24 protein-coding genes, 2 tRNA genes and 1 pseudogene are annotated in these 24,052 nt (G+C 35.3%); 9 read left to right on the top strand and 18 right to left on the bottom strand.

All coding sequences use genetic code 11. The annotated features are described in order from the left end of the window. Window positions 1–9: 9 nt before the first annotated feature. Window positions 10–528: a translation initiation factor IF-3 gene (gene infC / locus OZD64_RS04365; RefSeq protein WP_274999378.1), complete on the top strand. Its 519-nt coding sequence runs from the start codon at window positions 10–12 to the stop codon at window positions 526–528. A gap of 28 nt (window positions 529–556) precedes the next feature. Here the strand turns inward: infC and nuoF are convergent, their stop codons facing one another. Further along, window positions 557–1,810: an NADH-quinone oxidoreductase subunit NuoF gene (nuoF, locus tag OZD64_RS04360; protein WP_274999377.1), complete on the bottom strand. Its 1,254-nt coding sequence runs from the start codon at window positions 1,808–1,810 to the stop codon at window positions 557–559. A gap of 19 nt (window positions 1,811–1,829) precedes the next feature. Beyond that, a tRNA-Lys gene (locus OZD64_RS04355) sits at window positions 1,830–1,902 on the bottom strand. Window positions 1,903–2,243: 341 nt separating this feature from the next. On the opposite strand from OZD64_RS04355, the gene OZD64_RS04350 reads away from it, so the two are divergent. From OZD64_RS04350 to OZD64_RS04335, 4 genes are all read left to right on the top strand, one after another. Next, window positions 2,244–2,319 (top strand) — tRNA-Ala (locus OZD64_RS04350). A gap of 212 nt (window positions 2,320–2,531) precedes the next feature. Continuing rightward, window positions 2,532–4,007 carry a magnesium transporter MgtE N-terminal domain-containing protein gene (locus OZD64_RS04345; RefSeq protein ID WP_038199255.1) on the top strand — a complete coding sequence of 492 codons (1,476 nt, stop codon included), beginning with the start codon at window positions 2,532–2,534 and terminating at the stop codon, window positions 4,005–4,007. A gap of 41 nt (window positions 4,008–4,048) precedes the next feature. Beyond that, complete coding sequence (locus tag OZD64_RS04340) at window positions 4,049–4,534, top strand: hypothetical protein (RefSeq protein ID WP_010082371.1); 486 nt, start codon at window positions 4,049–4,051, stop codon at window positions 4,532–4,534. 97 nt (window positions 4,535–4,631) lie between these two features. Next, window positions 4,632–5,006: a hypothetical protein gene (locus tag OZD64_RS04335; protein ID WP_010082372.1), complete on the top strand. Its 375-nt coding sequence runs from the start codon at window positions 4,632–4,634 to the stop codon at window positions 5,004–5,006. Between the two features lie 72 nt (window positions 5,007–5,078). Here OZD64_RS04335 and ccmE read toward each other — a convergent pair whose 3' ends face one another. Genes ccmE through OZD64_RS04295 form a run of 8 tightly spaced genes read right to left on the bottom strand, consistent with a single transcriptional unit; the run spans window position 5,079 to window position 12,203 of the window. Beyond that, the gene (gene ccmE / locus OZD64_RS04330) at window positions 5,079–5,471 is read right to left on the bottom strand and encodes a cytochrome c maturation protein CcmE (protein WP_010082373.1); all 393 of its coding nucleotides are present in this window, start codon (window positions 5,469–5,471) and stop codon (window positions 5,079–5,081) included. Continuing rightward, window positions 5,455–5,592, bottom strand: a complete 138-nt coding sequence (locus tag OZD64_RS04325) for a CcmD-like small membrane protein (RefSeq protein WP_010962957.1) — start codon at window positions 5,590–5,592, stop codon at window positions 5,455–5,457. The genes ccmE and OZD64_RS04325 overlap by 17 nt, the downstream gene beginning before the upstream one ends. Beyond that, on the bottom strand, window positions 5,589–6,632 hold the full coding sequence (locus tag OZD64_RS04320; RefSeq protein WP_010082374.1) for a biotin--[acetyl-CoA-carboxylase] ligase: 1,044 nt from the start codon (window positions 6,630–6,632) through the stop codon (window positions 5,589–5,591). Before OZD64_RS04320 ends, OZD64_RS04325 begins: the two co-directional genes overlap by 4 nt. A 17-nt stretch (window positions 6,633–6,649) precedes the next feature. After that, window positions 6,650–8,014: an NADH-quinone oxidoreductase subunit N gene (locus OZD64_RS04315; RefSeq protein WP_095742783.1), complete on the bottom strand. Its 1,365-nt coding sequence runs from the start codon at window positions 8,012–8,014 to the stop codon at window positions 6,650–6,652. Then, window positions 8,011–9,453, bottom strand: coding sequence for a complex I subunit 4 family protein (locus tag OZD64_RS04310; RefSeq protein ID WP_010962955.1), 1,443 nt, complete (start codon window positions 9,451–9,453; stop codon window positions 8,011–8,013). Before OZD64_RS04310 ends, OZD64_RS04315 begins: the two co-directional genes overlap by 4 nt. 3 nt (window positions 9,454–9,456) lie before the next feature. Further along, complete coding sequence (gene nuoL / locus OZD64_RS04305) at window positions 9,457–11,304, bottom strand: NADH-quinone oxidoreductase subunit L (protein WP_022626390.1); 1,848 nt, start codon at window positions 11,302–11,304, stop codon at window positions 9,457–9,459. Between the two features lie 12 nt (window positions 11,305–11,316). After that, window positions 11,317–11,625, bottom strand: coding sequence for an NADH-quinone oxidoreductase subunit NuoK (gene nuoK, locus OZD64_RS04300; protein WP_038199248.1), 309 nt, complete (start codon window positions 11,623–11,625; stop codon window positions 11,317–11,319). Then, the gene (locus tag OZD64_RS04295) at window positions 11,616–12,203 is read right to left on the bottom strand and encodes an NADH-quinone oxidoreductase subunit J (protein WP_010962952.1); all 588 of its coding nucleotides are present in this window, start codon (window positions 12,201–12,203) and stop codon (window positions 11,616–11,618) included. The genes nuoK and OZD64_RS04295 overlap by 10 nt, the downstream gene beginning before the upstream one ends. Window positions 12,204–12,415: 212 nt before the next feature. Between OZD64_RS04295 and OZD64_RS04290 the strand changes: the two genes are divergently transcribed. Next, on the top strand, window positions 12,416–12,844 hold the full coding sequence (locus OZD64_RS04290; protein ID WP_274999375.1) for a WD_0964 family protein: 429 nt from the start codon (window positions 12,416–12,418) through the stop codon (window positions 12,842–12,844). 127 nt (window positions 12,845–12,971) lie between these two features. After that, window positions 12,972–14,888 (top strand): ATP-dependent helicase, encoded by a 1,917-nt coding sequence (locus OZD64_RS04285; protein WP_038199246.1) that lies wholly within the window; start codon window positions 12,972–12,974, stop codon window positions 14,886–14,888. A 223-nt stretch (window positions 14,889–15,111) separates the two neighbouring features. Here the strand turns inward: OZD64_RS04285 and OZD64_RS04280 are convergent, their stop codons facing one another. The 6 genes from OZD64_RS04280 to OZD64_RS04255 all read right to left on the bottom strand — a co-directional run bounded on the left by OZD64_RS04280 (window position 15,112) and on the right by OZD64_RS04255 (window position 19,185). After that, the gene (locus OZD64_RS04280; RefSeq protein ID WP_022626389.1) at window positions 15,112–15,255 is read right to left on the bottom strand and encodes a Putative reverse transcriptase; all 144 of its coding nucleotides are present in this window, start codon (window positions 15,253–15,255) and stop codon (window positions 15,112–15,114) included. A gap of 162 nt (window positions 15,256–15,417) precedes the next feature. Then, window positions 15,418–15,798, bottom strand: a complete 381-nt coding sequence (locus OZD64_RS04275; protein ID WP_274999374.1) for a transposase — start codon at window positions 15,796–15,798, stop codon at window positions 15,418–15,420. A gap of 32 nt (window positions 15,799–15,830) precedes the next feature. Continuing rightward, complete coding sequence (locus OZD64_RS04270; RefSeq protein ID WP_007549940.1) at window positions 15,831–16,034, bottom strand: IS5 family transposase; 204 nt, start codon at window positions 16,032–16,034, stop codon at window positions 15,831–15,833. Between the two features lie 91 nt (window positions 16,035–16,125). Then, on the bottom strand, window positions 16,126–17,292 hold the full coding sequence (locus OZD64_RS04265; RefSeq protein ID WP_010962950.1) for an aspartate kinase: 1,167 nt from the start codon (window positions 17,290–17,292) through the stop codon (window positions 16,126–16,128). A gap of 92 nt (window positions 17,293–17,384) precedes the next feature. Next, window positions 17,385–17,585 (bottom strand): hypothetical protein, encoded by a 201-nt coding sequence (locus OZD64_RS06750; RefSeq protein WP_410543749.1) that lies wholly within the window; start codon window positions 17,583–17,585, stop codon window positions 17,385–17,387. A 133-nt stretch (window positions 17,586–17,718) separates the two neighbouring features. Continuing rightward, window positions 17,719–19,185 (bottom strand): hypothetical protein, encoded by a 1,467-nt coding sequence (locus tag OZD64_RS04255; protein WP_274999373.1) that lies wholly within the window; start codon window positions 19,183–19,185, stop codon window positions 17,719–17,721. A 134-nt stretch (window positions 19,186–19,319) separates the two neighbouring features. On the opposite strand from OZD64_RS04255, the gene OZD64_RS04250 reads away from it, so the two are divergent. Then, window positions 19,320–20,594, top strand: coding sequence for an APC family permease (locus tag OZD64_RS04250; protein ID WP_010082345.1), 1,275 nt, complete (start codon window positions 19,320–19,322; stop codon window positions 20,592–20,594). Window positions 20,595–20,807: 213 nt separating this feature from the next. Here OZD64_RS04250 and OZD64_RS06880 read toward each other — a convergent pair. Then, window positions 20,808–21,768: pseudogene (locus OZD64_RS06880) on the bottom strand (IS110 family transposase). Between the two features lie 320 nt (window positions 21,769–22,088). Further along, the gene (locus tag OZD64_RS04235) at window positions 22,089–22,541 is read right to left on the bottom strand and encodes a hypothetical protein (protein ID WP_274999370.1); all 453 of its coding nucleotides are present in this window, start codon (window positions 22,539–22,541) and stop codon (window positions 22,089–22,091) included. A gap of 140 nt (window positions 22,542–22,681) precedes the next feature. Here OZD64_RS04235 and OZD64_RS04230 point away from each other — a divergent pair, with 140 nt between their 5' ends. Beyond that, window positions 22,682–23,716 carry an aspartate-semialdehyde dehydrogenase gene (locus tag OZD64_RS04230; RefSeq protein WP_010962945.1) on the top strand — a complete coding sequence of 345 codons (1,035 nt, stop codon included), beginning with the start codon at window positions 22,682–22,684 and terminating at the stop codon, window positions 23,714–23,716. Window positions 23,717–24,052: the final 336 nt, after the last annotated feature.

Below are 24,052 nucleotides of genomic sequence, written 5' to 3'. Positions count from 1 at the left end.
AGTTAAAGTTTGCAAGTTAAAAAGAACAATAAAAACAGAATTAATGGATTTATCACAGCTAAGGAGGTACGCTTAGTTGATCATAGTGGTGAAATGGTCGGAATCGTGCCAATAGAACGAGCTTTGGAATTTGCACAGGGTGTTGGTTTAGACTTGGTGGAAATTGCACCTGATTCAACCCCTCCAGTATGTAAAATTCTGGATTATAGCAAGCAAAAGTATGATATAAAAAAGAAAGCAAGTGAAGCAAAAAAGAAACAAAAAACATTAACTATAAAAGAAATTAAACTGGGTCCCAATATTGGTGATCACGATTACGGAACAAAATTGCGTCAAGCAAGAGACTTACTTGCCCACGGACATAAAATTAAAGTCACAATGAGATTTAGAGGGAGAGAGCTTATAAACACTGAAGTTGGACTGGAAAAATTAGAACGGCTAATTCGAGACACTGAAGATATCGCAAAGGTAGAATTGGAACCTAAAAGAGAAGGGAATCAATATTTTTTAGCTCTGGTTGCTAAGTAGCAAAACGGCTTAAGAAGTATAAGTAAAGTTAAATTATCGCTCTCTCTTTGATAACATGGCGAAAATGTCTTATTAATCCTTGAATCGGCCAAGCTGCAGCATCGCCAAGTGCGCAAATTATATGTCCTTCTATTTGAGTTGTAAGGTCAAGCAGCTTATCTATTTCATCAGGCTTAATATCTCCTGCCACCATCCTCTTCATAATCCTCCACATCCATCCAGTACCTTCACGGCATGGTGTGCATTGTCCACAGGACTCATGCATATAAAAGTGTGATAACCTCTCTATTGCAGCTATTATATCAGTTGATTTATTCATCACTATTACAGCAGCAGTACCAAGCCCTGATTGTGCAGTTCTTAATGAATCAAAATCCATTTCAATAGTATCACATATAGATTTTGGAATTAATGGCACTGAAGACCCACCAGGTATTACAGCAAGTAAATTATCCCAACCTCCTCGCACTCCACCTGCGTATTTTTCAATTAATTCACGTAATGGAATTCCGAGCTCTTCTTCAACATTACACGGGTTGTTTACGTGCCCTGAAATACAAAAGACCTTGGTACCAGTATTATTTGGTTTACCAAGAGATGCAAACCATTCTCCTCCGCGATTCAGAATATCTGAAACCATGGCTATAGTTTCAACGTTGTTTATTGTGGTTGGGCAGCCAAAAAGTCCAACACCTACGGGAAATGGAGGCTTCATGCGAGGAAAGCCCTTTTTTCCTTCAATTGATTCGAGTTGAGCTGTTTCTTCCCCACATATGTAAGCTCCTGCGCCCCTATGGATAAACACATCAAGATCATAACCTGATTTGCAGGCATTTTTTCCAATTAAACCTTCTTTATAGGCTTCCTCAAGTGCTTTTTTTAGAACTAAATATTCATTATAAAATTCACCCCTGATATAAATATATGCAACTGATGCGCTGATCGCTTTGCCGGCCAGGAGAATTCCCTCAAGTAACTTATGTGGCTCATATCGCAATATATCTCTATCTTTACATGTACCAGGTTCTGACTCATCTGCATTGACTACTAAATATGCTTTTGGGAGATTTTTGGGCATAAAGCTCCACTTAAGGCCGGTGGAAAATCCTGCACCCCCTCGACCTCTCAAACCAGATTTCTTTACTTCATCAATGATCTTTTCTGATCCTAAATCCAGTAATTCCTTTGTTTTTTGCCAGCTACCACGTTTTTTTGCACCCTCAAGTAGTGGAGTTCCTTTACCATTTAGGTTGGTGAATATTTTGTCTTGTTCTTTTAGCATGTTTTTCAAAATTTGTGAGTGATCCCGACGCGATTCGAACGCGTGACCCACTGATTAAAAGTCAGTTGCTCTACCGGCTGAGCTACGGGATCATTTCATTTTTCAGCTATACTAAACATCAATACAGTTTTTATCCGTTTTAATCAAACTAAAATTTTCATGTGTGGTTAAATAAATTATATAATATACTGCGTTAGTGATAATTTAGTTAAAAAATCTATGAATAATTTAAAAAAATTTCCAAAGGAAAACTTCTTGTTAATTTTCAGTTCACAGATTTATTTGGATGGTGTGACGTATAACGCTAAGGAGACAAAAAAATAGAGAAGTGTGTACACCCTGCAGAATTTGTACACTATTTAGCAATAGCCTAATAGATAAATATTTCTTGCATTTCAGCCTGAGTGATTTATGCTTTAAGCAAGAATTACCTGGGGGTATAGCTCAGCTGGTAGAGCATCTGTTTTGCACGCAGAAGGTCAGCGGTTCGATCCCGCTTGCCTCCACCAGTCTATACAGCTCTAGCCGCCACAAAACCTGTCAAAGCAGCTTATTTTAATCTATGAGGATTTTATACTATTTCCCTGAAAATCTCTATTTCTTTTCGTAACTTTTCTCTACACAAGTAATGTTGGTTATTACAATTGTAATATATACTAACTTAACAATAAATTAATCAATAAATGTTAGAATACTAACAATTAATTTATTGGTGACGCCTATGAGTGGAAAAAAGCATGTTTTTAAGATGATACCTGGAAAAGAGGTGTTTAGAAAAACCCCGACTACAAGGATAAAGTGGCCTGAAGGTAATGATCCTACAATGCCTATTAAAAAAGTTGAGCTTGTATCGCTGGATGATAAAAACGATGTAGTACTAGGCTTATTGCCTATAAAACTTTGCAGCAGTTCTTGCCTAGACAGTTACATATGTCTGGAGGAAGAAAATGAAGGAAATCTGGTAGCCAAAGATTATAAAAGTGATTCTAACTTAGATTATGTAAAAAGTAACCATACATTTGTATATTACGGTAATGAGTTGGCTAAGTTATCATATACAAGAGAGCTTGTGCAGCCTTTCAAAACTATGTGTAGCAGTTCTATTAAATCAAAAAAATTGGAATACAAATATGTAACATGGGAAGATTCAGATACTGGCAACAATAAATATTATTTTTCAGACGAGGCAGGAAATATAATCGATTCACCTGACAATGAGGTATTACAAGACATTATGTTATACTACGGTGAGAGACATATAAGAGATGTGCTACTGTTGCTATCAAACGCGTTTACTAAAGTTTTTATTCAGGGCCTAACAGACGGCCAACTAAAAACTCTTGCCAATACTCTTAGTAACGAGCAACTGCAAAAAATAATTCCTGAACTGAGCTCAAGCCAGTTGCAGGCCTTAGCAGAGAACTTAACAGATGAACAACTCCAAGCTTTAGTGGATCATCTAACCAATCACCAGCTAAAAACCCTCGCTCAGGAACTAAATCCAGAAAAGTTACAAATAATTGTTCCTATTTTAAATGATACTCAGCTTGAAGCTCTAGTGAGAAAATTAAATTCAGAGCAAGTAAAAGAAATTTTACCTCACTTAAAAGTGGATCAGTTCAAAGCACTTATTAAAACTTTAAATGACGAGCAATTTACAGTGCTTGCAAAAGACTTGGCTGAGCACCACTTGACAATACTCTCCAAAGAATTAGAAGGTGATCAGTTGAAAGCTTTAGTAAATAGTCTGCAAGAAGAACAACTGAAAGACTTAGTTAATAAGCTTGATCCTGAGAAACTCGAAGCAATTGCTCAGGATTTAACTGATTCTAATAAGATTCAGATTATCATTAAGTCTTTAGTTGACAACCCAGACAAACTTCAAGCTTTTGCTCGCAATATGTCTAATGAGCAGTTTAAAGAACTTTTGGATAACGTAGGCGCAGAAGAGCTTAAAGACATCATTCACAAACTGCCTTATGAGAAAGTGACAGCTGTGATCGGTGATCTCAGCAATCAAGATCAGTCTAAAGCTATTATTGATGCATTAAAAGGGAAACTTGACGAGCAGAGTAAACAGAACAAAGAAATGATTGAGATGCTCAAGCAAATCAAGGACGATATGCCAGGCATTGCAGAAGCTCCAGATTTTACAATAGTAGAAAACAATAACGATTCAATGCTACTTGTATGGTAGCAATTTATGAAAATCAATTTTTTTATAGGAGGTAACTTATTATGAGTAAAAACAATGTAGAATTATATTTTGGTGACGAGCCTTCAGACCAAAGTAAATTACTAAAACTTGAGAGCCCGGTTTTTACAAAACCAGATTTTGTAAAACCAAGTATAGATTCAGTAAAAATTCAGAATAAAGAAAAAGGTGCTAAGGAGTTAGATTTTGATATAAATCAGCCACTGGAAAAAATACCTATAGCGGAAATGAAGCAAACAGCCGCAGCTATAACATACCTTAAAAAGGTTTATGATGGCTTGATAGACAGTATTAATGAGTATAACACAAGTTTAAGCAGTAACATTACAACTGGCATAGTGGAGCCACTGTCAACAACTATATCAAATATAGGGAACAATACAACTGAAATAAAAAGTCAACTTCAAACTCTTCGAGATGAGCTTCAGGAATTTCGTGATGATCAGCCAGGCATTGCAGAAGCTTCCATATTCCCTCATGCTACTGGCGAAGAGAACGGGTTGCTTTAATAAAAAAGGTAATAGCTTGCTAGCTGTTACTCTTTCCACATACCACTTCAATGTAGCTGAATTGATTTTAAAATTATAATTTTTTATAGGAGTTAGCATGAATAATAGTAAACAAGAAAGCAAAAACGAACTTAAAGTAATAAGCAAAATAGAAGTTAACACCAAACCTAAAGGTTATGATGAAACAGTTGCGCGAAATCCAGCGCAGCTTGGTTATGTCCACAAAGCTTTAGATAAATTAATCGCAGAGCTGAACACGAAATTCGTTCCTGAATTGGATGATGTATTGCATAACAATAGCAACTCTATCAGTCAATTAAATGACATGCTAACAGAAGAAAGGAGTAAGCTTGACGAGCTAATTACAAAGGTTGGTAATGAAAATAGTGGTTTAGTACAGAGCCTGAATAACTTACAGACAAAAGTAGAGGAATTAGAAAACAATACCATTAATGAACCAGATTGGGGTTAAACTGGAAAGAGTAATAGTCTCTAGGCTGTGACTCTCTCTACATACCGTTTCAATACAGCCAGGTTAAGGAATCTATTTTAAAACTTTCGGCATATAGTTCTCATCATGTTTTGCAAACACTGTATCTGCAAGAAAAGTACTATTATCAAACATTTTACCTTGCACAACAACACCACTTTTTTCTGAAAACATTGGTGGAAGTATTCCCTGATATTTCACCATAACGCTCTTATTAAAATCTGTCATTTGAAAAATCACTTCACTTTCGTTGCGTATCACGCTATTTTCAACAACCATTCCACCAACACGGATTAGTTTTTGACCATTTGGTAAAACTATTGCCTCACTTACTGTATAGAAAAATGAGATATTTTCTTTGAGCGTTGTTAAAATAAAAAAAACTGCACAACTTAAAAAGCAGAAAATTCCTGAAGTTATAAGTAATCGCTTATGTTTCTTCTTCATGATTATCTTTCAGGCTTTCTAGAATTTTTTTACTTTTAGTATAACAAGAAATGGTAAAAATTAGCTCTCCAGCAATCAGCGTGAAACTAATAAGGTAAGCAAAAATTACATATGTATTCATAATGCATTATCAATAAATAACTCACCTGCATCAAAATAAATTAAGCTTCCATCCTTTTGCTGCAACACCAATTTACCACTTTTATCTATATCAGCAAAAATTCCTTCATACAATTTGTCAGCTAACTTTACACTGATTTGCTCATTCATTTTGAATGCTTTTTTTAACCACATTTCTCTTATAGCATAAAACCCATCAAGTAGCCATTGCTTTCTTAGCTTATTAAAATTTATTATTAATTTCTTTAACAGATCTATGTTAGACACAGACTCACCGTAATTGCTAATGCACGTTGTTCCTGGAAGTGGTGCATGACTGACATTAATTCCAATTCCTATAATGAGCCAATTCGAATTGGATCTTTTTTCAAGCAATATTCCACTTATTTTCTTGCCATCGATTAGAATGTCATTTGGCCATTTATACTGGAGATTTAGACCATTTATAAATGACAGTATAGCATTTCCAACAGCAAGAGCAGTAACAAAAGTCAATTCTGTTAATTTGCTAACTTGATTCATTAAACCTCTTTCTATCATCCCAGTATTTTCCCCAGTGCTTGACACATAACTATGCGAACATTGCAATTTGCAGGTGGTATGTGGTGTCATTCCAGTGCGTGACACTGGAATCCAGTTCTTATTACACAGTTGCCTGATGTGCCCATTTGTAATTAAGTTTTCTGGATCCCAGTGCCAGGCTACTCGGATGACATCATCCTTGGTGGGAATACCACAACGTTTGTACAGTTGTGTGCTTGACCATTCTTCTTGATTTCTAGATTCCAGCGTCACGCGCTGGAATGACACCGAAAGCTGGCTTTCATTCAGATAATCGTTAAAGAGGTTTATTACCAAACTTGCATAAAAATTACCCTCTGGAGAAATCCAGTTTTTTCCGGTGCGCCCCCTGCCTTCTGTTTGTTTATCAGCAACAATAATAGTTTCATTTGATATTCCTTTATCAATTAAATCCAACGCTTCTTTATTAGTGCTTGAAACTTTTTTGTAATGATGAATATGAAAACCCTCAGGGGTCACCTTGTCAGCCCTTTAGTTCAATGAGTGAGTAAAACGTACAAGAAAAGAACGAGGTTGATCAGCGAAGCCACCGAAGTGATAATGAATAGGCCCTTAGAATAAGCAACCTTATTACCACTAGCTTTATCGAAATACATAGCTTTTATAATATTTAGATAATAGTAACACGATACAACACTCGCCACCACAAGGGTCAAAGACAGGCTGATAAAGCCAGAATTTATTAAACTTTTGAATATAAAAAATTTAGCGATAAAACCTGCAAGTGGAGGTATTCCCGACATCGAGAGTAACAGTACAGAAAGATGAAATGCTACAATTGGGCGTTTCTTCCCTATACCAGATAAATTTGCAATATCACAATCTTCATCGTCAATTTGTACAAGATATGAGAATAGCCCTATGCTTGTGATGATATATATCACCAGATACATTAAGGCACTATCTGTTCCTGCTTGTGTAAAAATAGAAAGTGAAGCAAATATAAAACCAATGTGACCAATTGAACTGTAAGCAAGCAGCCTTTTTAAGTTTTGCTGACGTAAGGCCCCAAAAGCTGAGATAAGAACAGACAATGCTGAAACGTATAAGAAAATAGGCTGAACATAACTTTTTACATTTACTAACTCTTCATTCATCAATCGAATTAAAAATGTTACAAGTGCAGCTTTTGGGGCCGTAGAAAAAAACGCAGTTACTATGGTAGGTGCACCTTGATAGACATCTGGAGCCCACATATGAAAAGGAGCAATAGCAAGCTTGAAACACAAACCAATTAGGACAAAGACTAACCCAAAAACTATTCCATAAGTTATCTGATGGTTTTGCAAGAATGAACCGAGCTCAGAGAAATTGACTTGTCCTGTATATCCATAAAGCAGCGACATTCCATATAGCATAATGCAGGAAGATAATGCACTGAGTGTAAAATATTTCACTCCTGCTTCACATGAATAAATCGAATCTTTATTAAAGCTCGCAAGAACATACAAAGATATACTCATCAACTCAAAAGCTAAATAAAAAGAAATCAGACTATTTGCTGAAACCAAAGTTATCATGCCAAATAGCGCAAAAAGAATCAGCATTGAAAATTCATACTTATAGTCATATTTTGATAAATTCAGCATCAAAAGTATTAAAATTCCTGTGCTGAGAATTAACCCTTGGGCTGACCTGATGTATAAATTGAGTTTTAACAACGAATTAAAGAGAAAAATTTCATTGTTTTCTGCCGAAAGAATTAAAATAATCAAAGTTACCACTGTGCAGCCAAGTGCTAATAAGTTGATAGTTCTGCGGTTAAATATAATCCCAAGCAGCAGCAACACTAACGAGGAGATAATAGAGAACGTTTCCGGCAATATCTGTATATAATTCATAGCGCATTATATTTGACTAACAAATTTGCCATACATGGCTTCAAATAATTCAGTGCAAGGGTTGGGTAAAATCCAAGCAAAATAACAAACACTGCAAGCAGAATTAAGACAGAAAATTCTATGCTATCCAAACGGTTATTTAATAATTTAGAATAGCTAACCCCCCATATTATTTGCTTACATAAATTCAGCATATAAACTGCGCTTAAAATAGTGCCAAGTGCGATAAATCCTGTAAAAAACCCTATGCTCTTAAACATTCCAACCATAGCCAAAAACTCACCTGCGAACCCAGATGTTCCAGGTAGCCCTATTGAAGCCATTGAAAATAAAATGAACATAAAACCAAATTTTGGCATTGTGTTTACTATGCCAAAATATTTTGCAATCTCCAAAGTTCCAGTTCGAGTATATAGCATTCCAACACATAAAAATAAAGCAGCAGAAATAAGGCCATGACTAATCATTTGAAATATGCTACCCAGTACTCCTTCCTCACAAAATGAAAAGAGGCCAGCAGTAACGATCCCCATATGTGCTATTGAAGAATAAGCTATTAACTTCTTTATATCATCTTGAGCAAACGCAACTAGAGAAGCATATATCACCGCAATAATGCTCAGCACAACAACGAAATTTGAAAAATACAAACTTGCCTGAGGAAGCATTGGAATAGAAAACCTTAAAAATCCATATCCCCCCATTTTAATAAGCAAGCCAGCTAAAATCACAGATCCAGAAGTTGGTGATTGCACATGTGCATCAGGAAGCCAAGTGTGAAATGGAAACATCGGTACTTTTATTGCAAAAGAAATAAAAAATGCAATCCACAGCAATGACTGCACTTCAAGATCAAGGCTTGGCACTAATGTAGCTAATTTTTGTATATTAAACGTTCCAAAAATGTTATAGATGTAAACCAATCCAAGTAGAAATAATAATGAGCCAGTTAATGTATAAAGAAACAACTTAAACGTTGCATATACCCTGTGTTTTCCTCCCCAGATGCCAATAATAAAGAACATTGGTATTAAAACAGCTTCAAAAAACACATAAAAGCTTATAGCATTCAGTGAAACGAAAAAACCGACTACAAAACTCTCAAGCAGTAGAAACAATGCCATATAGGCTTTTAGGGTCGTATAACTCATTTTGCAGTTGTAGAGTATACAAATTACAAACAAGAAAGTTGTAAGCAGAAGGAAAAGCAACGATATACCATCTATCCCTATTCCAACATTTCTAATTGGGTAGCTGACAAACTGAAAGTCCGCATTGTTATAATCAAATTCTATACAAGCTACAATGCTAAGCAAAAATGGAAGTACAGCAAAAAATAGAGCAAGGAATCTTAAGTGTATAGATTGATGATTAATCCTGATTAAGGATAAAATCAACGCTCCTATCAGTGGAAGCAAGAATATACTAAGTAACAACACCTTCTATTTAATTCCAATAATATATAAAGCACCGATTATTAGAGTAACAAACATAATAAATGCATAATCAAATATATAACCAGTTTGTAACTTTATAGAACTTTTTGAACATTCATTAACCAACCTTACAACACCATTTGGTCCAAATGAATCAATAGCCTTAACATCAAACTTCCATAGAAGCCTAGATATAAACCTTATCGGTGCAATTATAACAAACTCATACACCTCATCAAAGTACCATTTATTCTGCAAAAACTTAAGTAAAAATTTACTCTTAATTTGCCTAATTACTTGATATTGGTAAATTAGGTACGCAAGTGCTATTCCACTTAGGCTTGCTAAGGTTGGCAGTAGTTTTATAAAGAAATTATGAACTCCATGCTCATCAATCATCACTAAACTTGATTTCCAAAACGCATTACTAGTTATGTTCAAAATATTTGCTCCCCATATTCCAGAAAATACTGATCCAAAAGCGAGTATCAGTAATGGTATAAGCATAATCTTTGGTGCCTCATGTATATTAATTTTACTTTGTTTTTGGCTGTGGAACACAAGAAGCAATAACCTCCAAGAGTAAAACGCTGTGAAGAATGCAACAACTAAGCTTATTACAAAAGCAAAGCTATCCGTGCTATAAGCATGTTCAATTATCAAATCCTTTGAATAAAAACCTGCAAATGGGAATATCCCAGAAAGCGCAAGAGATCCAATCCACATGAGAGCGTAAGTGCAAGGGATTTTCTTCCAGCAATTTCCCATTTTCTGAATGTTTTGCTCATGATGCATTGCATGAATCACATTGCCAGCACCAAGAAATAGTAGAGCTTTAAAAAAAGCGTGTGTCATTAAATGAAAAATAGCAACATTGTAAGCAGAAAGCCCACATGCCATGAACATATAACCAAGTTGACTGCAGGTTGAATAAGCAATTATTTTCTTTATATCGTTCTGAGTAATTGCAACGGTGGCTGCAAAAAAAGCAGTGAGTGCTCCAACGATAACTATTAATTCTCGTGCCACATTTGATAACTCAAACAATGGAGAACACTTTGCTACTAAAAATATACCTGCTGTTACCATCGTTGCTGCGTGAATAAGTGCAGAAACAGGAGTTGGCCCTTCCATTGCATCTGGCAACCAAACATGTAAACCAAGCTGTGCAGATTTACCCATACAGCCAATAAAAAGTAATATGCATATTATATGAGTTACTTTGAATTCACAGCAGAATGCCCTAATGTTCTGCGTGCCAAGAAGATCAGTTGTGTCAAAAACTTCAGTAAAATTCAAAGAGTGAAATGTATAATAAATAAGAAAGATTCCAATCAATAGTGCAAAGTCTCCTACCCTATTCACAACAAATGCTTTAATTGCTGCATTATTTGCAGAATATTTTTGGAACCAAAATCCTATGAGTAAATAAGAACATAGGCCAACCCCTTCCCAGCCAAAAAAAAGCTGCACGAAATTATCGCTTACAACCAGCACAATCATGCAAAACGTAAATAGCGATAGGTAAGAAAAAAACCTCGACTTCCCCTTATCATGCTCCATATAACCGATAGAGTAGAGATGTACTACCAGTGAAACGGTGGTAATAACAATAAGCATTAAGGATGAGAGAGCATCCACACTAATTGCCCAATTTACTTTTAAGATGCTCAATGAAAACAAAGGAAATAAACTCAAGTGATAATTTTCAGAGAAGGTGAGAAAAACATACCAAGATAAAACTGCAGATATTCCAATCCCTGCCGTTGTAACTAACTGACTTTTTCTAAAAAGTGCTGCAAATAGCGAACCAAAAAGTGGCAAAAATACTATTAATTTCAGTATATCCATCATACTTTCATTCTTTCATTCTTTCATTAAATTTGCTTGTTCAACATCTATATTGCCACGGCTTCTATAATATACAACCAATATTGCAAGCCCAACTCCTGACTCTGCTGCCGCAACAGTCAACACAAACATCACAAAAATTTGCCCAACTATATCATTCATAAAGGCAGAAAAAGTAACTAGATTGATGTTAATCGCCAACAATAATATTTCTATTGATAACAATATATTGATTATGCTCTTACGGTTGATGAAAATACCGCACACCCCAACAGTGAACAAAATAGCAGCAACTATCAAAAAATGATTTAATCCTATTTCCATTCCACTCCTTTTCCAAATTTAGCCTTAACCAATTTTACAGATGAAGATTGCGTCAATTGCTTTAATACATTCTGTTTTTTAACTCCTTTTTTCTTGTCCTGCAAAGTAAGAGCAATTGCACCGACAATTGCAACAAGTAGCAAAATTCCAGAAAGATGAAAAGCGTACATGTAGTCAGTGTAGAGCAAATTACCGATAGCTTTCACGTTATTGGCATTATAGTTTATAACATTACTTATATTCAGCGTTGAGCTGCGGATTACAAAACTGATAATCAAAAAAAACACACCACACAATATAGCACCAAGAGTGAAATGCTTCGCAAAACCCTGGCGCAATCTTATGTAGTCAATATCGAGCATCATAACTACAAAGAGGAACAACACTGCAACTGCACCGATGTATACTATCAGTACCATCATAGCGATGAATTCAGCTCCAAGGAGAATGAAAAGCACTGCAGAGTTAACGAAGGTGAAAATTAAAAATAATACTGCATGCACAGGATTTCTTACACTAATTACGCATACAGCAGATAAAATGCTAAGAATTGCAAAAAAATAAAAGAAAAAAGGCATTGATACTTTAACTGCAACAATAGTTACTAATTTAAAGTGACTATCGTTGTAAAGTCAATATTATATTAAACGTTTGAAAACATTGTACTACAAAGCTCCAGCTCCATTTTAAATTATTATACAGAGCGCTTTCTAAGTGCTTAATCAATACACTAAGTCCTTAATTTATCAATATATAATATGTGTATGTTAGTAATTAATGGCGGCTCAAAATGTACAACATATTTGGTTATTTTAAAAGCAACAATAGTTCTAACGCACAAAGTAGCAGACTAGATGGAGAAAGTTCTCAATACACCACAAGAGACTATATGACAATTTACTTTAATAACACACTAGCAAGTTTCAGTAGATCATTGAGAGAATTTAAAGAAAAAGCGTATGGATTTATGTATGATATCGGAACTTGGTTGAAAGAAACATATGAAAATCTCACTGAACGACCTGCAACGCATAATCGCTATACCCCAAAAGAAAAACCCCTTGTTGAAGTTGAAGAAATAGAAATGAAGGAACTAAACCGTACATATAAGCCATTCCAAACTCCACTTATCCACCCAACAAGCAGAAGTTCTGGTGCCAATACCTCAAATCAAGTTGTTGTTACTCGACATACACCTGAAACTACTAAAACAAAATAGATGTAAAACCTACGTTTAAATATGTAGTACTTGAGTGAAGCATTCTTTAACTGTTCTATTCAGTAAAACCTTTACAATATTTCAATCATAGGTTTAACTTTACGAAGTTATAATCTATAGGGCTACGATGAACGATTATCTCTCACTGCTAAATCCAGAACAACAATCAGCTGTAACTAACATAGATGGACCAGTTTTGATACTGGCAGGAGCCGGGACGGGAAAAACAAGAACGATTACTGCAAGAATAGCACACATAATTAGAAACGGTCACGCTTATTCTGATGAGATATTAGCAGTTACATTTACAAATAAAGCAGCAAATGAGATGGTATCAAGGGTACTTGAGCTAACGGGCACAAACATACCATGGCTTGGCACTTTCCATGCAATTGCAGCAAAAATCTTGCGCCTGCACGCAGAAATTGTGGGCTTAAACCCCAATTTTACAATCATTGGTGTGGATGACCAATTACAGGTAATAAAAAATATTATCAATGAAATAAATCCTGATTACCTATCAGAAAAATGTAAGACCATTATGAATATTATTCAGCAATGGAAAGAGAAGTGCTTATTGCCATCTGAAGTGGAAGATATTCAATCATTTAGGCCAGTATATGTAACTGCACTCAAAGTCTATCACCAGTATCAGGAAAGGTTGAAATTCCTTAATTCTGTCGATTTTGGTGACTTATTGCTATATAACATACAGCTCTTTAATCAAAAGACCGAAGTTCTGTCCTACTACCAAAACAAGTTTAAATATGTTATGGTAGATGAATATCAAGATACAAATGCGATACAATATCTTTGGCTAAAATACCTTGCAAAAGAGCACTCAAATATTTGCTGTGTAGGAGATGATGACCAGTCGATATATAGTTGGCGTGGTGCAGAAGTTGAAAATATTTTGAAGTTTTCTGATGATTTTAAAAATGCAAAAACCGTTAAACTAGAGTGTAACTACAGGTCAACATCCCACATACTTGCAACTGCGTCATATGTTATCAATCACAATAAGACTCGCTTAGAAAAAAAATTGTGGACAACAAACATTGAAGGGGAAAAGGTAAATCTAATAAAATTATGGGATGGGAAAGCTGAAGCAAGGTTCATAAGCGAACAGATATTGAAACTCAATAAATACAGATTTAGTGACATTGCAGTGCTGGTAAGGGCCACTTTTCAAACTAGAGTTCTCGAAGAGTATTTTATAAAATATTCAATTCCCTACAAGATTATAAGTGGCGTAAAATTCTACGAACGTCAGGAAGTCAGTGATATAATTGCATATTTAAGACTTGTTACAAACAATAACGATGACTTAGCTTTCGAAAGGATAGTAAATCGGCCAAAAAGAAGCATAGGAGCTACAACTCTAAAGAAAATATACACGACTGCTCAGGATAACAAAATTTCTTTTTTTGAGGCAGCAAAAATATTAGTTAATAGTAATCAGGTAACCGAAAGAATTAAACTCTCACTCAACGATTTTTTAAATAAAATTAAAGCTTGGGAAGAAATAGTAAGCGTAAAACCACTGCATGAATTCGTTAAAATCGTAGCAAACCAATCAGGATATATTGAAATGCTTGAAAATGAGGAGGTAACAGGCTTAGCACGAATAGAAAATGTTAAAGAGCTCATCTCATCTTTAAAAAATTTCGATAATGCCACAACTTTCTTGGAGCATATAAGTCTGGTGATGGAAGTGGATAATATGAATAACGATGACACCGTATATGTTATGACTCTTCATGCAGCCAAAGGACTTGAATTCCCGTGCGTGTTTCTACCTGGTTGGGAAGAGGGATTATTTCCTCATCAAAGATCTTTTGATGACAAAAGTGGTAAAGCTTTAGAAGAAGAAAGGAGACTCGCATATGTTGGCATAACCAGAGCCAAAGAAAGGTTAATCATTTCATGTGCAGATAGGAGGGAAATTAACAACCAGTGGCAACCGATGCGCACTTCTCGGTTCATTAAAGAATTGCCAAGAGAAAATGTTGAGGTAATTAAAAGCAACATTGCCTACTGTTGAAGCTATAATTGCAGATAAACATATCTTACAAATCTGAATTACTTTAACTATATGTTTCTCCTGGCAAAAATTCTGTAACCGTTCACACTTAATTCTTCAATCTCATACCAATTTCTATTACATAACAAACAAATAGACAATAGAAGTGAGAAGGTTATACTAAGGCAGTATAATGATGGAGTTTTGGAATGGCATTGGTATCAGGTTGCAATTTTAGCTTACATTATGCCAATCTTTCTTCAATTGCTGCTCGCATAAATTCTGCCTGTCTTTTAGTTCTGCAGTGCACTATCGCATCATCCACATATCTTTCAAATGGTACTGTTGGGTGATTTTGTTTCATCCATATATCAAATGCATGGTGCATAAATATGTTTGAAATGATTGGGCTTATTGAACCTCCTTGCGGAACTCCTTTTTTCCCTAACTACCTTACTGCCATCTGCTTGCTGAATAGGGGATTTCATCCACCTTTCAACATACAGTATGACCCATTTGCAGTCTGTGTGCTTCTTGATAGCCTGCAGTGCTAAATTGTGGTCCAGATTGTCGAAAAATCCTGTAACATCAACAGCTTTCTTGGTAATCGTATCCTGTCTCCAATAAACAGCGGTTTTGCTATGTATCCTTGATCAGCAAAAAACTTACGTAAAGTTGGAGCCTTGTATTTAGCTTGAGTGAAAAGATTTAGAGCACCATCACGATCTTGAACACTTGCACTATGAACATCAGCCGCAATAATTAAGCCCACTGTATCTACAACAATATGACGTTTTCTACCCTTTATTTTTTTCAGCATCATATCCTCTGGATCCCCTTTTTGAGTGGTTTTTACTGATTGACTGTCAATTATTCCTACTGAAGGTGTTTCATTTTTACCAAACATTTTTCTTACCTCTTTTACTAGCATATTATGTATTTTTCCAATTTGCCATTACTACGTCACCTGAGAAAATAGTCATACACCGTCTTCCATGGAGGAAAATCTTTCGGCAGCATTCTCCATTGACAACCACCTCTCATTATATACCTTATTGCATTAATAATTGTTCTGATATTGTGCTTTCTTGGCCTCCCTATCTTTCCTTGTGCAACATGTGGCTCCAAAATTTCCCATTCCTTATCACTTATATCACTTGGATACAATTTTCCCTCCTATTTTTTACTTACACTATCATATTTTTTTCCTCATTCCTTTTTAAGACATACTCTTAGACAACTGGACGTCAAGCCTATCCTAGTGCTGCATATCAAGCTCATACTCAGTATGTAAATCTTTGACTAAAGCTACAGCGCATTCTTTTTGAACAATTATACTGATTTTGATTTCAGATGTTGTGATAGCAAGTATTTCTATCTTTTTTTCGCTTAAAACCTTGAGTGTGCGGTGCATCACTTCAGTGTTAGACATAACACCAATACCAATTATTGAAATTTTAGCTACATTATCGTTTATAGCATAATTTTCATTCTTATTCAGTAACTTTTCCATTAAATCAATATCAAATTTGGAGATAACAAAACTTGACCCATGTATCATATCAATTTTAACGTTTGCTCCTGCTATATCTCTTAAAGTACGCAAGTTATTTGCAAGGTTAGTGAAAGTTACAAGAGCTTCATTAGTGCTATAAGTTATTCCAGTAATTAAGTATCTCTCTAGTACATCCCTTTTGTGTAGCACTGTGGTGCCTTCTACTTCCTTAAAAGTGGATAGCACTTGCACTTTAATGTTATGTTTCATTGCAAGTTGTACTGAACGATTATGCAGTATTTTAGCACCAGATGACGACATTTCCAACATTTCATCGTAAGAGATAAATTTGAGCTTGCGTGCCTTTGGAACAATTCTCGGGTCTGCTGTATATATTCCATCAATATCAGTAAAAATTTCGCAAGTTCTAACACCAAAGGCTACCGCGAAGGCAACTGCTGATATATCAGAGCCTCCTCTTCCAAAAGTAGTGATTCTATCATCATTTATACCCTGAAAACCAGCAATGATCGCAGCAGTATAACCCTCAGCAAAAGATCTTTTCACACGTTCAATCTTTATTGTTTTTATTTTAGACTCAGAATAAAAATCATCAGTTACAATTGGTAACTGCCAGGCAAGCCACGATTTAGCATTAACTCCGATCGATTGGAGAGTGATAGCTAATAGACCGCAAGAGATTTGTTCTCCTGCTGAAAGCATAACGTCATACTCTGATAACTCTTGTCTATAACTTAAATTTGAGATTTGCCTAGCCTGAAAAACCATTTGGTCAGTAAATCCTGCAACAGCAGATACAACAACGATTACATTACAACCTTTCTCAATATCGTTTTTTATCAAATTTGCAACTCGGTTTAAATCAGTTAGCGAAGTCCCACCAAATTTTTTTATGATTATTTTGTCCATAGTTACAATATAACTCTCTTCTGAAGAAAAATATAGTTTTTGTAGAGATAGCAGCTTGCAAGCCATTCAGAAAAGGGAAGACAAAGCTATAGCTAACGCGTCATACCACGATTCATTCCATAGCTGTACGAACATTCATTTTTGAAGGTAAATTGCACAGCAAATGGTGTCATCCCAGTGCCTAGACACTGGGATCCAGAAGACTTCATTTCAACCAAGTGGCTGCATAATAAAGGCTGGATTCCAGTGCCAAGCACTGGAATGACACCCTCCCTTGTGGAAATTGCTCTCAAATCACAATGTTCGTACAGCTATGGATTCATTCGCGGTATAGATTCCGCTAACTAGTAGCGGAATGACGAATTTGTTGTTTTAAAATTGTCAGTAAATCTAAGTCAGTTTAGCTATATAGCACGAACTAAACCACTAAGCAGCAGAAGACCTTGCATGACCTCCAAAAAATGTTTTTACTCTTTCAAGATAAGTCAGTGGTTCTGCAGGAATTTCTATCTCGTCTATCTTATAAGATATTGCTGCATCTATGACTTCATCTGTTATTAATTCTCTTAGCCTTTGTTTTATTTGCCCTCTCCGAATATGTTCTCCATAGTCGTTATAAAACTTTACATATAATTCCTTAAACACAAATTCTTTTATAGCATCTCTTGTATAAGAAATGCCATCCTTTACTTCATCACTCACGCTGCTCAAATCCACCCCAGAACTTGGTGAATACAAATTATCAAAATTTTCTTTCAAAACTTTTATTTTATGGTAGTGCTTATCCACATATTTCTCAAGAAATCTTTTAGTAGCATCACTAGCCAACTTTCCTATTGGCTGAGGCTCTAGTTGAGCTGCAAAATTATTTTCCGCTTTAAGACCACTTAATGCATAAATGATACGGTTGAGCATTCCAGGACCACATTGGCGATTACTTTCCTCAAAGCGAACCAGTAATATAGACTTCAATAATTCTATATCTGCATTTTGCTTTCTTGCCGCAATTAAAACTAAATTTATAGCCTGTGTCAATGTCAATCCGGTTTGTGAATCTGCCCAATTTACCCACTCCCCAGTTTCATAACCATCCAATCTTAGATAAGGTTCTATCATTCGTTTTTGCTGACTTGTTAAACCGCTTATATAACTTTTAAACTCTTCATCCAACTCATTTAACGGCGTACCATGTTCTTCCTTTAATTTTTTGGCACATTCAATAACGCTTTGCTGAAAACTTCTAGTATGAACGCTCTGACTACTAGTACCCACATCACTTACATTAAACAAAAAGCTTAGCTGCTTTACATTCAAACCCAAAGGTGAAAAGAGTTTTACTGATGGATATTTTATTAACTCAAGAAGTGCTACTGGAATTAGCAGTGCATAATTTAACAATAATAAACCAAAATTAAATATAAGAAACCCACGTAGAGCTGATACCTTTGATGCAATATATAAAAATGGAAGCTGTAGGTAATATATCAAGTGTATACTGAAGAATAAGATTTTGTCCTTTAATTTTATTGTTGGATCTTTATAAACCTCAAACAACATGCTATTGCTATCAATATTGTTGTTTTTAAAGGAGGTATGGTTGTTTATGATCTTCTCTTGCAAGGGAAGAAGCATTTTATTCAGGCAAATAAACGCAGCAATAACAATAAAACCTGTAGCCAAAAATGCTAGTGCAGGGCTAGAAGTGCTTGTAGATAAATAGGCATAAAGACCATCAACAATTAAGTTTTTGTATAATCTTTCAAAGGGACGAACTAGAATCGGGTCAAGGATATAGTTAACAAGAAGATTTAAATAATACACGAGAAACAAAAGTGCAATCAAAAATGCAATAATACTACAAACAACCAAAAATGCTTTTAATCTCGGATTCATAACCCCCTCTTAATAATCTGTTAATATAGTCTATTTTAGGAACAAATTGAAAAAATGCAAGTTTTTATGTTAAAAGATCAATTGAAATTTCTGAGTTTAGGGTATATTGTTAATCTATTTAGATAAGAATTATTGTGTCAAATAAAATAGGTTTTTGGGCTATTTTTGCCTTAGTGATTAGCAGCCAAATTGGCTCTGGAATTTTTATGCTTCCAATTAGCCTTGCTCCATATGGCATGTATAGCCTTATAAGCTGGATAATATCAGGGCTTGGTGCTATATCTCTTGCTTTAGTTTTTGCCTCACTCTGCGCAAAATTTCCGGAAACGGGTGGCCCTCACGTCTATGTAAAGCATGCTTTTGGCCCTGCTGCAGCTTTTTTTGTTGGTTGGACGTATTGGGTGATCTCATGGGTTAGCACAACAGCCGTAATAGTTGTGGGTGTTGGTTATCTTACACCATTTTTCCATGAAGATATTCAAAACGTACATCTGTTTTTAGAGATGTTATTACTTACAATTATTACACTAATAAATTTTAGAGGAGTAGCTACTGCTGGACGTGTTGAGTTTTTATTGACGGTGATAAAAATTTCTGTATTGCTTGTAATACCTATAGCAGCATTGTTTTTTTTTGATAGAAATAACTTCATCATAAGTGAAGAAATATCAAATCTTACAACATCGCAGATTCTTGCCCGTTCTACACTTATTACTCTATGGGGTTTTATTGGAGTTGAATTGGCAACAGCACCTGCAGGGTCAGTTGATAATCCAGCTAGAACAATACCAAGAGCTGTGGTACTTGGAACAATCTCTGTTGCTGTTGTGTATTTTATCAACAATCTTGCAATTATGGGATTAATAAATGGCAATGATTTAGCAAGTTCAAGAGCACCATATGTTGACGCAATAAAAATTATGGCCTCTGGCAATTGGCACTTGATTATTTCTATAACTGCGTTCATTTTTTGTGTTGGTACTTTAAACGCTTGGGTACTAGCTAGTGGACAAGTGGCCCTTGGCCTTGCAAAAGATAAACTGATGCCACAGTTTTTTGCTCAAAGAAACAAGCACGGTTCTCCTTTCTGGGGCATAACAACTAGCTCAGTTGGAACTGCAACTTTACTAATCCTCACTTCAAGCAACAATTTTGCTAAGCAGATCACATCAATTATCGACTTTTCTGTAGTTTCATTTTTATTTGTTTACCTTGCATGCAGTCTTGCTTTTCTCAAAGTTATTGTGCAAGAAAAGAGTTGTTACAAATTTTTAATTGGCAGTATAGCAACAACCTTTTGCTGCTGGGTAATATTTGAAACTTCTGTGAATACCTTGCTGATCGCAAGCTTATTCACTGCAAGTGGCGTACCTCTTTATTTATTTTGGTATCGCAGAGTTTCTGTATAGCAAATGTTATGTATCTGTTCAGCAGAGTGGCAAAATAAGGTAGACGAGAAAAGACAACTATAGGAAGAAATGGGTGTCATGCCAGTGCGTGACACTGGCATCCAGTTCTTTCGCGCAGTTCCATCAAAAACGTTGTAAAGGATTAATCGCTTTCGTGTTTACCAACTTAGTGCCCAATCTGGATCCCAGATACTGTCTCTGCTGTCAAACAAATTATCCAACAAAATTACAATTAAATGGTTGATTATTTTTAAGAATACCAAAAAAGACATGCATTAATTTTCGCATTAACGCAAGAACTATGACTTTTGGACATTTGCCTTTACTTGCTAGACGCTGACAAAACTTTTGAAAATGATTATTATGGTTTTTGACTACTATAGCTGGCATATAAAGAGCTTTTCGAATACGCTCAGATCCTATTTTGCATATGCAACTTCTCTTACTTACTGACGATCCCGATTGATAATGTCCTGGATTTAGACCAGGAAAAGCTGTAAATTGTTTAGCATTGTCAAAGTTATCAACTGATGGCATTTCTGCGACAACAGCAACAGCAGTAAGATATCCTATACCTTTTATAGTCTTAAGGTTTTCCACCATATTTTTTAGATGTGGATAGTTATTTATATGCTCATTAATTTCTTTTTCGAGAACAATAATTTGCTCCTCTATTGCCAAAATTACTTTAGATATAGCTTCTTTGCAACTGGAATGCATATTTTTGTTTTCCAAGCGATTTGTCTGTTGCACCTTATCATCTTTTAGCGATTGCATGCAACGGTAAAGCTCCCTCAAATGCCTCATTTCAGGTGCAATGGGCTTCCAAAGAGCAGGTTTGTTGGCGATACAAAATCTAGCTATCATAGCTGCATCTGATTTATCTGTCTTATTTCTGAGCAGCTCACTTTTGCCAAAAGCTTTCTGGGTTTACTATACTGACATTATGTCCTAAATCGTGCATAAAAGTAGCCAAATCTTCTCCATACCAACTAGTTGCTTCAAGACATAAATGAGTAAGATTTGCTCCATGGCCATTGCACCAAACTACAAGTTTTGCAAAACCATCTTGATTATTTTGAAAGACTTTGTGTCGTTTTTTACTGTCCACTAACAAACAAACATCAAATTTCTTTTTTGAAATATCCACACCCAAAATAGCATTTACTTGCATAAAATTGCCTCCAAGACTATAAATAAACTGAGAGTTTAGACTAACCTTGTAATACGGGATATAATTCCAAAAGATACTGTTCAGTCTTTAATTCTATGGGAGGGAAGCAAAATCTGGCTTAATGGCATTAGTGTCGCATCAGCTTCACCCTCCCTGTGAGGTATTTTAGCTCTAATGCCTCACATCATAAAGATACAAGTGTCACGCACTGGGATGACGAGAAAGGAGCACTGGAATTTTTGTTTCAATATTTGTACATGAGCCATGCATCTGAACAGATACAATGTTATAACTAGAGATAATTTTTAAATGATTGATATTTATGAACTACGACTTTTCTTGTTGTCCACTTGTTCAACATTACCCTTCTCAAGTTTACTATCTACTTCTTTTGTGTGTTCATCATCTATACTAGTTTCCTCTTTTATCTTACTAGGGTAATCTTCCTGCGATTTTTTATATGCTTCCATGTTGTCATATATAGGGTTACTGATGATTTCTATTTTTTCAGGTGTGAAAATCCTTGCTAAAAATCTCCTTATTATTGGTATTGACCTTAAGAGATCTCTTAGCTTTGAAGATTCTTGTCTTTTGTTTAGAGACTGTTGGTCTATTTTAGAGGTTTTTACACCATACTTTTTATCATCAAAATTTATTGTAGGCTTTCTTTTATTCGAAAGAACACTTTGGGCCTTTGATCCATTGGTTCCTTCAGGCCCTTGAGGTGTAGACATTGCAGGTTTAACCTTAGTTTCATCGTATTCCTTACTCATCTTTCATTTCATTATGTAATATTACTAATATTGCATAATAATAGCTAAATTACAATTAATTGCAAGGTAAAAATATTAAAACAATTGTAAATTTTGTCAGTAAAAATATAATAGAACTTTAAAATTAGAGGTTCATCTATATGAGATACAAAATTGCTGTTATTGGAGCAACCGGAAGAGTAGGGCGTGAGGTATTAAGCACGCTTGCTGAATTTCAAGATGAGGCGATAGATTGCGTTATTGCACTTGCATCGAAAAAATCAGAAGGGAAGAAGGTGAGCTTTGGTGACAAAGAGTTAACAGTTTTATGCCTTGAGGATTATGACTTCGTTGGAACTAATGTAGCCATTTTCTGTGCTGGATCTCATGTTTCTGAAGAGTATGTACCAATTGCAACACAGGCTGGATGCATCGTGATAGATAACAGTTCCCATTTTAGAATGAAAGAGGGTGTGCCACTCATTATTCCAGAGATTAATAAAGAAAAAATTATGGAATATAAAAACCACAACATAATATCCAATCCAAACTGTACTACAATACAGATGCTGCTAGTACTACATCTATTACACCAAAAAGCAAAAATAAAGAGAATCGTTGCTTCAACTTATCAATCAACTTCTGGTGCAGGCAAAGCAGCAATGGATGAGCTCTATGACCAGACAAAAAAAATCTTTATGAACGAAGCTAAAAAACCCAAGATATTCTCTAAGCAAATAGCATTCAATTGCATTCCCCATGTAGGAGAATTCATGGAAAATGGCTCTACAGAAGAGGAATGGAAAATGCAAGAGGAGACAAAAAAAATTTTAGAGGAAGATATAAAAGTTACTGCAACTTGTGTAAGGGTACCCGTCTTTATCGGTCACGCTATGGCAGTAAATGTGGAATTTGATCAACATATCACTGAAGAACAAGCTCGTGAAGTGCTAAGTGAAGCCGAAGATAGTGGAGTTTTAGTGTACAACAGGCGTGAAGATAGTGAATACATAACTCAAATTGATGTTGTACAGGAGAATGCTGTATATGTATCGCGTATTAGAAGAGACAATACTGTTGAGCACGGATTAAATATGTGGATAGTGGCTGACAACCTGCGCAAAGGCGCAGCATTAAATATAGTGCAGATTCTTGAGATTTTGATAAGAGAGCATTTGTCAATCAAGTGCATATAGAGCGCACGTACGTTGTAATTCGAAGGAAATTGTATATCACATGGCAGCGCGTGACGCTGGAATGGCTTTGTTGCATCGCTACTTATGAAAGGCTAACTATAATTAGGATTATAAGCAACTTATTGAAAATCTTGTTTTTTTTGCAATCAATCTGATCAAATTTAAGAATAGTAACTTGTTATTTATATTAATAAATTTAATTCTATTGAAAATAGCTAAAGCATTGAAATTCTTGAATTTTAGCCGGATTAGTGAGTGGTAGTGAAATTTCTTTTACTCAAATTTAGGTATTCACTGACCGTTCTTGTTATAAATACCAGAATAATAAGCTACTGA

Origin of the sequence: Wolbachia endosymbiont of Drosophila tristis, assembly GCF_028981745.1 — a bacterium.
In the GTDB taxonomy this organism is placed as follows: Bacteria; Pseudomonadota; Alphaproteobacteria; order Rickettsiales; family Anaplasmataceae; genus Wolbachia; species Wolbachia pipientis.
Note: the sequence above shows the minus strand (reverse complement) of the source record. Positions and strands in the feature narration are given on the sequence as shown.

Bases quoted from the DNA above. Each gene is read 5' to 3' on its own strand.
- OZD64_RS04275 (WP_274999374.1), bottom strand. From the start codon at position 15,798: ATGCTAGTAAAAGAGGTAAGAAAAATGTTTGGTAAAAATGAAACACCT.
- OZD64_RS04325 (WP_010962957.1), bottom strand. From the start codon at position 5,592: ATGAATACATATGTAATTTTTGCTTACCTTATTAGTTTCACGCTGATT.
- OZD64_RS04280 (WP_022626389.1), bottom strand. From the start codon at position 15,255: ATGCACCATGCATTTGATATATGGATGAAACAAAATCACCCAACAGTA.
- OZD64_RS04230 (WP_010962945.1), top strand. From the start codon at position 22,682: ATGAGATACAAAATTGCTGTTATTGGAGCAACCGGAAGAGTAGGGCGT.
- OZD64_RS04265 (WP_010962950.1), bottom strand. From the start codon at position 17,292: ATGGACAAAATAATCATAAAAAAATTTGGTGGGACTTCGCTAACTGAT.
- OZD64_RS04345 (WP_038199255.1), top strand. From the start codon at position 2,532: ATGAGTGGAAAAAAGCATGTTTTTAAGATGATACCTGGAAAAGAGGTG.
- OZD64_RS04295 (WP_010962952.1), bottom strand. From the start codon at position 12,203: ATGCCTTTTTTCTTTTATTTTTTTGCAATTCTTAGCATTTTATCTGCT.
- OZD64_RS04285 (WP_038199246.1), top strand. From the start codon at position 12,972: ATGAACGATTATCTCTCACTGCTAAATCCAGAACAACAATCAGCTGTA.
- nuoL (WP_022626390.1), bottom strand. From the start codon at position 11,304: ATGATGGATATACTGAAATTAATAGTATTTTTGCCACTTTTTGGTTCG.
- nuoF (WP_274999377.1), bottom strand. From the start codon at position 1,810: ATGCTAAAAGAACAAGACAAAATATTCACCAACCTAAATGGTAAAGGA.
- OZD64_RS04315 (WP_095742783.1), bottom strand. From the start codon at position 8,014: ATGAATTATATACAGATATTGCCGGAAACGTTCTCTATTATCTCCTCG.
- OZD64_RS04290 (WP_274999375.1), top strand. From the start codon at position 12,416: ATGTACAACATATTTGGTTATTTTAAAAGCAACAATAGTTCTAACGCA.
- OZD64_RS04255 (WP_274999373.1), bottom strand. From the start codon at position 19,185: ATGAATCCGAGATTAAAAGCATTTTTGGTTGTTTGTAGTATTATTGCA.
- OZD64_RS04340 (WP_010082371.1), top strand. From the start codon at position 4,049: ATGAGTAAAAACAATGTAGAATTATATTTTGGTGACGAGCCTTCAGAC.
- ccmE (WP_010082373.1), bottom strand. From the start codon at position 5,471: ATGAAGAAGAAACATAAGCGATTACTTATAACTTCAGGAATTTTCTGC.
- nuoK (WP_038199248.1), bottom strand. From the start codon at position 11,625: ATGGAAATAGGATTAAATCATTTTTTGATAGTTGCTGCTATTTTGTTC.
- OZD64_RS04335 (WP_010082372.1), top strand. From the start codon at position 4,632: ATGAATAATAGTAAACAAGAAAGCAAAAACGAACTTAAAGTAATAAGC.
- OZD64_RS04235 (WP_274999370.1), bottom strand. From the start codon at position 22,541: ATGAGTAAGGAATACGATGAAACTAAGGTTAAACCTGCAATGTCTACA.